We start from the raw sequence: 7,875 nt of genomic DNA, 5'->3' as shown, positions 1-7,875 counted from the left end.
TTTAACAATATCTTCTATATTTTTAATTTTCTTGCAAACCATGAAATTGTATAGAGAATTATTAGGAAAAAAGGAGATTTATAAATAGGTCCACTAAGTCCATGTACATCACCTCGAAATAAAATAGATAAATGGGATTTACTAATAATTGCTAGCTAATGAGAGCATTAGAAAAACAGTAAATAATGTATCAGATGATTTATCAGTACTATCGCTATTCACTCCCCCTTGGGAATTCATATGGTCTTCAAATAGACTAAGAATCTCAGATTTTTCCAGTTTATTCACATGTTTCTTCAGCTTAACAATGCTATAATTTTCAAAAAAGTTATTTGTTTTTTCTTTATCTGACAATTCGTTAATTAAATTATTTACATCTGTGAAATCTATATCTAAATTGAGTTCTGAATCTAAATAAAGAACATTGGATATTATATCCGCATTGTCTTCGGATGCAATTTCAATAAGGTTTATTACAATTTTCTTTACTTTTTCTTTATAATCTTTTTGAAATGGATAGTCTAATAATTGACCAACTCTCGTAAAATATTCTATCTCATTTAACATTCCACTAGATTCTAACATCATTTTATAAACTTCGTCTGATAGACTAGAAACAATGAACTCTTTTCAAAAATATTTAGTCTATCATTAATAATTTTTATTTCATCTTCTGAAACATTCTTACCAGCCTGTACTAAGTCGTAATAGGTCCAAAACCAACTAATCTCATTATCTTTATATTGATTAATTAATTTTGTGTTTTTCACTTTTTAACTTCACCTAGTATTTGAAGAACATAATAACCCATTATGGTTTCTTCAATTGTACCAGTAGGAATATTTTCTTTATTAATAAATAATCCATAATTAGTTTCTAGTTTCTCTGCAATAGTCATAATATCTTTTTTTAAACTACCTATTTTTCCAATTTCATTCAATATGTTGATTGCTATGAAAGTCCCCAAATTAGCATCAAGATAATAATGTTTAGAAAGTGAAAAACCACTATCTTGATCAAAATACTTGAGTACTCCTGTGAATACATAGTTTTCATCAATTTCATTTTGTAAATAATAATTAATGAAATATAAGTAATATAATTCAATTAAGTCTGAGTCTGGCTCTTCAATTGTATTTTTTAGTAAATGTTTATATAGTTCTCTATTTTCAAATTCAATAATTTCTACTCCCATTTTATCTTGAATAGATAAAACAGTATAAATTAAACCAATATCTTTTTTTATTACTGTTGCGTTGCTTTCAATCCATTTCATGATATTAATTTTTGAATTATTATTAATATTATCATAATAATACGAAACGATAAAATAAACCAAGTCTAAAGTTTCCATTGTATCATATTCGCTATTAAGGATTTCTTCAATAGTAGGATTAATTTCAATTTCTATACTGCACCCGTTATCCAAATATTTAAAACATAAATAACTAAATTGCAATTCTTCCTTTAAACCATTTAATTCCAAATTAATTATTTTTTCCAATAAAAGGTCTTGTTGGTAGTTATATCCAATAGAATTGTATATCTCCAATGTTCTCCAAAGATCATCCATAGTATAACTTATTTTATTTGCCTCTGAGTAATCAACAAACATTCCGTCAGCATAACCGTTTTCTACAATTTTTGTTATGGTTTTTTTCTCCCAATTGTCATCTAATAATTCTGGTATACTATCATCGTTTTCACTACATCCAGCTAGAAAGGTACATATTAGAAAGGATATTGAAAATATCATAAAAAAATTACGCAAATTGAAATTCCCCTTTAATGGTAAAATATATAAGAGTCTCCTAAACATTAAATCAGGAGACCCTTTTCAAGCTATAGTGAGTTTAAAAAAATCTTACTGACGTTGAGGCGGTTCGACTACCAACAGATGCGTAATGTAATTCTGATTTCACTTCAAATTTTACTGTTAGGTTTGATATGTGTTGGATTCTCACATTATCAAAGTATGCCTGTGCATATTTTCTTTTGCTCCAAACACCAGTATCTTTTCCAACTTGCTTAGTTGTATTAAATAAACCCCAACTGCTGCCACTGGTCGAAATGTTTGGGATTACTCCGGTTGCGGATGCTGTTACTGTTGCAATAGCTTTACTTGGCGTGTACGATCCGTTTTGTTGGCTAGTATATCCCCAACCATCGTACTTATTTTGATACAGACTTTGCCAGAAACCTGGAACCCCCATCTTTACTTGGATTACACTCATACCCTTATTGGAATGTCCAAAATTCTGTGAGTTGTATTTTTGTTGTGGGATTGATGCTACACTAGGTGCTATTAAACTTTCATTGTAGTCTGTAAATCCATCCTTGGAATTACCTGTTACGTTACCAGAATTAATCTTTTCTAGTATTTCTCTAACTTCAATGGGCATTTGTTCATCACTGACATTTGATAAATCTACTTTCTCCTGAGCATTCACTTGATTATTAGGAGTTATTAATAATGTTCCTAATGCCATGATCAAGCAAAGTGAGACATGATACAACTTCTTCAACATATTCCCCTCCAATATTTGGAATTTATTGTACGCAACTTATACTACACTTTATATCATTTAATGTAAATGGTATTTTAGTTGCAATTATTAATATTCAGATTAGTTTGAAACACCTAATTGGTAGTATGTTCATTATAATAATGTACTTTGCTTTGAAAGTTTTAGTAAACATTATTAATTTAGCTGACTAAGGAGACCTTCCTAAAATAGATACATATCAGACCCAATCTGATTTCTAGACTATCACTTTATTATTATGGATACTGAAACTAATTATTAAGATTCAATCTTCCTCTTGTTCTAATTAAAATCTTTAGATATTACTTGAGTAGCTCACTGTAATAATATAGTCCAAATATATTTTCAAGTGATCCTTTGAACTACCTTCAATATACAGATTGTTAGTAGAAGATTAACAATAAAGAGATCGAAAAACTGAATATGGAGAAGTTCAAATTATTCATTATACATAGATGGAGCCTAGTTATTAGGTAACTAAAAGAATTAAAATGTTTAATGAATGAGTAGGGAAAGAATTTAATGTTAAGGGAGACATTGTGTTTTTTTGAAAAACTGAATTTAGATAATGAAGTATATTTTATGACAATAGCAAAATGGCTGGAATGAGTTCAATTCAATATTAAATCCAAACCAGCCTACTAATTACAATTTAATTTCAACCATTATTTTGGGAAGATTCATTTCTTTCTCACATGACTAACTATGCTTTTTCTTTTTTCGCATACTCTGCAGTCGCAGTAAATAAGACGTCTGATGATGAGTTTAGTGCTGTTTCGCATGAGTCTTGTAGTACTCCAATGATGAATCCTACTCCGACTACTTGCATGGCTACGTCATTGGATATTCCAAATAAGCTACATGCTAGTGGGATTAGTAGTAGGGATCCACCGGCAACGCCAGAAGCACCTGCAGCAGATACTGCTGATAGGACGACTAGAATAACTGCAGTTGGTATATCGACTTCGACGCCAAGTGTATGAACGGCTGCTAGCGTTAGGACTGAAATGGTTACAGCGGCTCCTGCCATGTTAATAGTTGCCCCAAGTGGGATGGAAACGGAATATGTGTTTTTATTTAGTCCTAGTCGTTCAGCGAGATTCATATTGACAGGTATGTTTGCCGCTGAACTACGGGTGAAGAATGCTGTAATACCACTGTCTTTTAGGCAAGTTAAAACTAGTGGATACGGATTTCTTCGAATGAAAGAAAATACAATTAATGGATTAACAATAAGTGCTACAAAGAGCATACATCCTAATAAAACAACCAGTAACTTTCCATAGTCTAATAGAGCAGATAAACCGCTTGTTGCAATCGCATCAAATACTAACCCCATGATGCCGATTGGAGCTAGGTTGATTACCCATTTTACGATTACAGATATGGCATTAGAAAGATTCTCTACCATAGTTTTAGTTGTATCTGCTGCACTTCTTAATGCTATTCCGATTAGGATAGCCCAAGTTAAAATGCCAATATAGTTTGCATTCAGTAGAGCATTAATTGGGTTATCAACGATATTAAATAATAATGTTTCGATTACTTCTACTATGCCGCTAGGAGGTGTCAAATCTTCAGCACCTGCAGTGAGTGATAGTGTAACTGGAAATAAGAAGCTAGCAATAACTCCGGTTAATCCGGCTAGAAACGTACCTAAGGCATATAACAGAATAATAGATTTCAAATTAGTCTTGTTCCCTTTTTTATGTCTAGAAATGGCGTGGATGACAATTACAAAGACAAGTATTGGTGCAACTGCTTTTAGAGCACCTACAAATAACGACCCAAAGATGGAAACCCAACTGGCTGTCTCTGGAATAGTGAGAGCTAAAACTATCCCAATGATTAATCCAATAATAATTCGTTTCACTAAGCTAATATTGTTCCAACTAAGTAGTAGCTTTTTCATTTCTTCCCCTCCTATTTCGTTTAGTTTATATAATACAAATTAAAACTGTAAAATAGACTTCCTATCTATACCTCCTTTTCTGGTGTTAGATGTTCTCCTTATATATAAAAAACACACCCATCCCTAGAAAGGGACGAGTGTGTTACCCGTGGTTCCACCCAAATTTCCATAAGTTACGTAACTTTTGGCTTCAGTTGCTTTAACGCAGCAAATACGGTACTGGTTACTAACATTTCCCCAATACAGCTACAAGGTGGTAAATTATTTCCCGTCATTTAGGAAGCTCTCAGCTAACCTTCCCTCTCTGTTAAACCGTAAAAATAATCCATGTCCTCTACAAACGCCTTTAAGAAAATCTATAAATTTATACACTATCATATAAGAACTAAGTAAATATAGCAATACCTTTTTTTGAGACATGGGGACAGGTCCCTTGTCCCATCAGTCAATAAACGCTTCAAAAAAAGTTTAGATGGTTGGATATACTTCATAAAATGATGATGGATACTATCGAATATGGATAATGAAGAGTTGTCCTAACGCAACACAAAATTAGAATAATAAAAGGCGCTAGAGAAAGCGCCTTTTTTAACAGATTAAGATAGTAATCCTACCTCGCCTGCATAATTAAAACTAACGCTATCGCAAAAGGACAAGCAAATGCGAGTTTTCCTAATAAGAATGGCTAAGCGTTTCGGTAGCCTCAAGGTGAAAAGTTAATTTTGACTCCCGTATGCCTTCCAACCACACCCACAACCCTTTGTTCTGATAGTTGGCGATTTCCTTAGCTGTTGACCACGAATAACTATTGGACGCCTTGAGCTTTGGTTCTTTGTTTTAATACTATTGGTAGCCTTCATACTACTCGTTCTCCCTTCTTTGTTTGCTATAATATATTTCCTTTTTGAAGGGAAGGAATGGACGGATATTTCTATAAAACAACAAAAGGGCAATCCGTATAGTTCAAACCATCAATTTTATACCACTTCATGATTGGCTCTGAAGACTTATAAGAAATGATAACCATCCCTACTTCCTGATTGATATGGTTAGCGATATCGATACTAGAAGGGATGGCCTCCGTATTTGGGTGAGTATGGTAAATTGCTTTCACTTGCTGGTTTAGGCTACTGATGGTTTCAAGTGTTTTTTGTACTTGATCCTGATGAACAAAAAATCGATTAGATGACTTTAACTCGTTTTTTAACGGCCAAATGGATCGAATAAGGTTCTGTGTTCCTGTTAATAATCCGCAAGCTTCATATGGTAGCTCATCTTTACAATTCTGGAGTAATTGATAATAAAGTTCTTGTGGGATTAGATGCGCCTTCATATCACTTTGTCTTGAAGAAAGAGAAAAACGAAGATCGTTTGGATGACTCGTTTTTAACTGTTTCTTGTGAAGGTTTATTTTCTCGCTCTTCATCTGTGTTGAATTTTTCGGGTTGTACTGGAGTAAGATCTGTTTGATTTGCTTTCATTGTATTTGTTACCGAAGGAATTTCCGTTTTGGGATTTTCGACGACGATTTCTGGTTCAACTTTTTCTGTCGGATTTGATTGAACAGTCGGGGCTTCTACTGTTTCTGGAATATTGGGTCTAGGTGTTACATTATTTTGCTCCTTTTGTTCTTTTATAATCTCTTGCTCCTTTATAACCTCTTGTTTGCGTGGTGGTGATGGTCTTTTCGTGATAATATTCTTGTTGAATTCAAATTGGGAATTAATAAAACTTTTACCACCTTGGGTTACGGAGACGGTGTTATTCCCAACATTGCTATTGGAGTGATAGGATACTTTGTTCATACCGGCTCTAGTTGTTGGGACTGGTCTATTTCTTATTGTTTTATTATTTTGGAGTGGTGCACCTTTGGCTGTTGTGATGGATTGTAATATATTCTGAACCCGACGGTATTCTGATTGAGGGGAGGCATTTTGTGATTTTTGTGATATTTCTTTTGGCGTAAGTTGTTCTTTAATTTGTGAAAAGGTGTAGTCCTGATTGGCTATGCTACTTTTTACCTTTGAGAGATTAGCATCAGTATGTTCAATAACTTGATCTATCTTGTTAATAAGTTCTTGAAAGGGAAGGCCTTTTACTTCGTCTTTAATATAAGAAATATCCTGTTTTAGTTGATTAATAGAGGCATCAATAGAATTTATTCTAGAGTTTATATGTTGTGCTTGATTTTCATAACGATTGATATGCTCCTCGTATTGCATTTCCATACGCTTTAATTCTCCTTTTACCATTGAATATTTTCTTTCTAAATGATAAATATCCTGACGTAATTCCGAATACTTAATAGGTTTATTATTGGAATTAATAAACGCTAGTTCTTGTTTATACTCCTCCAGTTCTTGCTTTAATTGATCAATTTCACTAACATTAAATAATTTAAATTGATACATATTTGTCACCCTTCTGACTGCTCAATAATAGTTTATTTATATATGTACAAATGGTTACAAAACCAATACAAATAGATGTTTGACACAGATATGATTAGATAGATGACTTAAAATTTACCACTATTTAAGATATGCACCTATTTTCCTAAATATCATGTTAAAAAGGCTATTTAATCAAACCATTTGCCATACATTGTCATAGGTTATCAGTGTAAAGATTGAATTTTATTTGGAGGTGTTTTCTTAATGAAAGCAGGAAACTTATCAGGAGGGCAGGAATTACTCTGTATTAATACGGAGAAGGTATATGACTGGATATTAAACGAAGCAACTTTCGATTTATCTCTAGATGATTTACCATTACCTGTAAACCCTATTACTGGCGTTCAGTTAGAGTGTGATGATATCGACATCAATTCTGTAACCTGTACAGTTGAACCAGATCCGGTCAACCCAATTGATATTCTTGATCGCGTGAATCAAGAATTCGTTGTAGATGGTGCCGAGGTTACATTACAAATTGTGAACATCCGCAAGAACTTTGATGTTACGATATTTGTCAATTTAATTCCAGAACTAGGTGGAGCGACAGTCGAAGTAGGAACAATGGGATTTTCGCGTTGTGAGCAAGTAATTCTTTGCGCACCGGAAGGAACAGATATTGATGTCACATTCACAGACCTAAATTGCTTTGTTTGTACAGCTGTATGTGATGCTGGTACAACAACAGATGTTGACGTACTTGATGTAACTGTGAACGTACGATTATGCCAAAGCATCCAATCCACTTTTGATGTAACATTAGAAATTGTGGCTGAGTTCTGTCAACCAAGGGATATTCTTCCATTCCCACCTTGCCCTGCACCTACTATCCCACCACAATGCCCAGTGGTTTTCCCAAATGCATTTGATGTTGGTGGTAATAGGCAAACCGGTAATACAGCAGAATAGTGTTGCATAAGTTGAAAGAGAGGAGAATTCCTCTCTTTTATTTTTATGCAAAGAA

9 protein-coding genes and 1 other annotated feature are annotated in these 7,875 nt (G+C 33.4%); of the genes, 1 reads left to right on the top strand and 8 read right to left on the bottom strand.

What is annotated here, in order from left to right; all coding sequences use genetic code 11:
• Positions 1–141: 141 nt before the first annotated feature.
• From G5W_RS0114020 to G5W_RS0113985, 8 genes are all read right to left on the bottom strand, one after another.
• Positions 142–588 carry a hypothetical protein gene (locus tag G5W_RS0114020; RefSeq protein WP_010097617.1) on the bottom strand — a complete coding sequence of 149 codons (447 nt, stop codon included), beginning with the start codon at positions 586–588 and terminating at the stop codon, positions 142–144.
• Positions 585–770, bottom strand: coding sequence for a hypothetical protein (locus tag G5W_RS0114015; RefSeq protein WP_010097615.1), 186 nt, complete (start codon positions 768–770; stop codon positions 585–587). The genes G5W_RS0114020 and G5W_RS0114015 overlap by 4 nt, the downstream gene beginning before the upstream one ends.
• The gene (locus G5W_RS0114010) at positions 767–1,771 is read right to left on the bottom strand and encodes a hypothetical protein (protein WP_010097612.1); all 1,005 of its coding nucleotides are present in this window, start codon (positions 1,769–1,771) and stop codon (positions 767–769) included. The genes G5W_RS0114015 and G5W_RS0114010 overlap by 4 nt, the downstream gene beginning before the upstream one ends.
• A gap of 82 nt (positions 1,772–1,853) precedes the next feature.
• Complete coding sequence (locus tag G5W_RS0114005) at positions 1,854–2,525, bottom strand: hypothetical protein (protein WP_010097610.1); 672 nt, start codon at positions 2,523–2,525, stop codon at positions 1,854–1,856.
• A 724-nt stretch (positions 2,526–3,249) separates the two neighbouring features.
• The gene (sstT, locus tag G5W_RS0114000) at positions 3,250–4,458 is read right to left on the bottom strand and encodes a serine/threonine transporter SstT (RefSeq protein WP_010097609.1); all 1,209 of its coding nucleotides are present in this window, start codon (positions 4,456–4,458) and stop codon (positions 3,250–3,252) included.
• A 126-nt stretch (positions 4,459–4,584) separates the two neighbouring features.
• Positions 4,585–4,808, bottom strand: a binding site (T-box leader).
• Between the two features lie 366 nt (positions 4,809–5,174).
• On the bottom strand, positions 5,175–5,318 hold the full coding sequence (locus tag G5W_RS23815; RefSeq protein ID WP_010097608.1) for a hypothetical protein: 144 nt from the start codon (positions 5,316–5,318) through the stop codon (positions 5,175–5,177).
• Between the two features lie 71 nt (positions 5,319–5,389).
• Positions 5,390–5,791: a M67 family metallopeptidase gene (locus G5W_RS0113990; protein WP_010097607.1), complete on the bottom strand. Its 402-nt coding sequence runs from the start codon at positions 5,789–5,791 to the stop codon at positions 5,390–5,392.
• Position 5,792: 1 nt separating this feature from the next.
• Entirely contained in the window at positions 5,793–6,869 is a 1,077-nt protein-coding gene (locus tag G5W_RS0113985; RefSeq protein WP_010097606.1) for a hypothetical protein, read from the bottom strand.
• A 246-nt stretch (positions 6,870–7,115) separates the two neighbouring features.
• On the opposite strand from G5W_RS0113985, the gene G5W_RS0113980 reads away from it, so the two are divergent.
• Positions 7,116–7,820 carry a BMQ_0737 family morphogenetic spore coat protein gene (locus G5W_RS0113980; protein WP_010097605.1) on the top strand — a complete coding sequence of 235 codons (705 nt, stop codon included), beginning with the start codon at positions 7,116–7,118 and terminating at the stop codon, positions 7,818–7,820.
• Positions 7,821–7,875 lie beyond the last annotated feature (55 nt).

This window comes from Ornithinibacillus scapharcae TW25, assembly GCF_000190475.1.
Lineage (GTDB): Bacteria > Bacillota > Bacilli > Bacillales > Amphibacillaceae > Ornithinibacillus > Ornithinibacillus scapharcae.
Note: the sequence above shows the minus strand (reverse complement) of the source record. Positions and strands in the feature narration are given on the sequence as shown.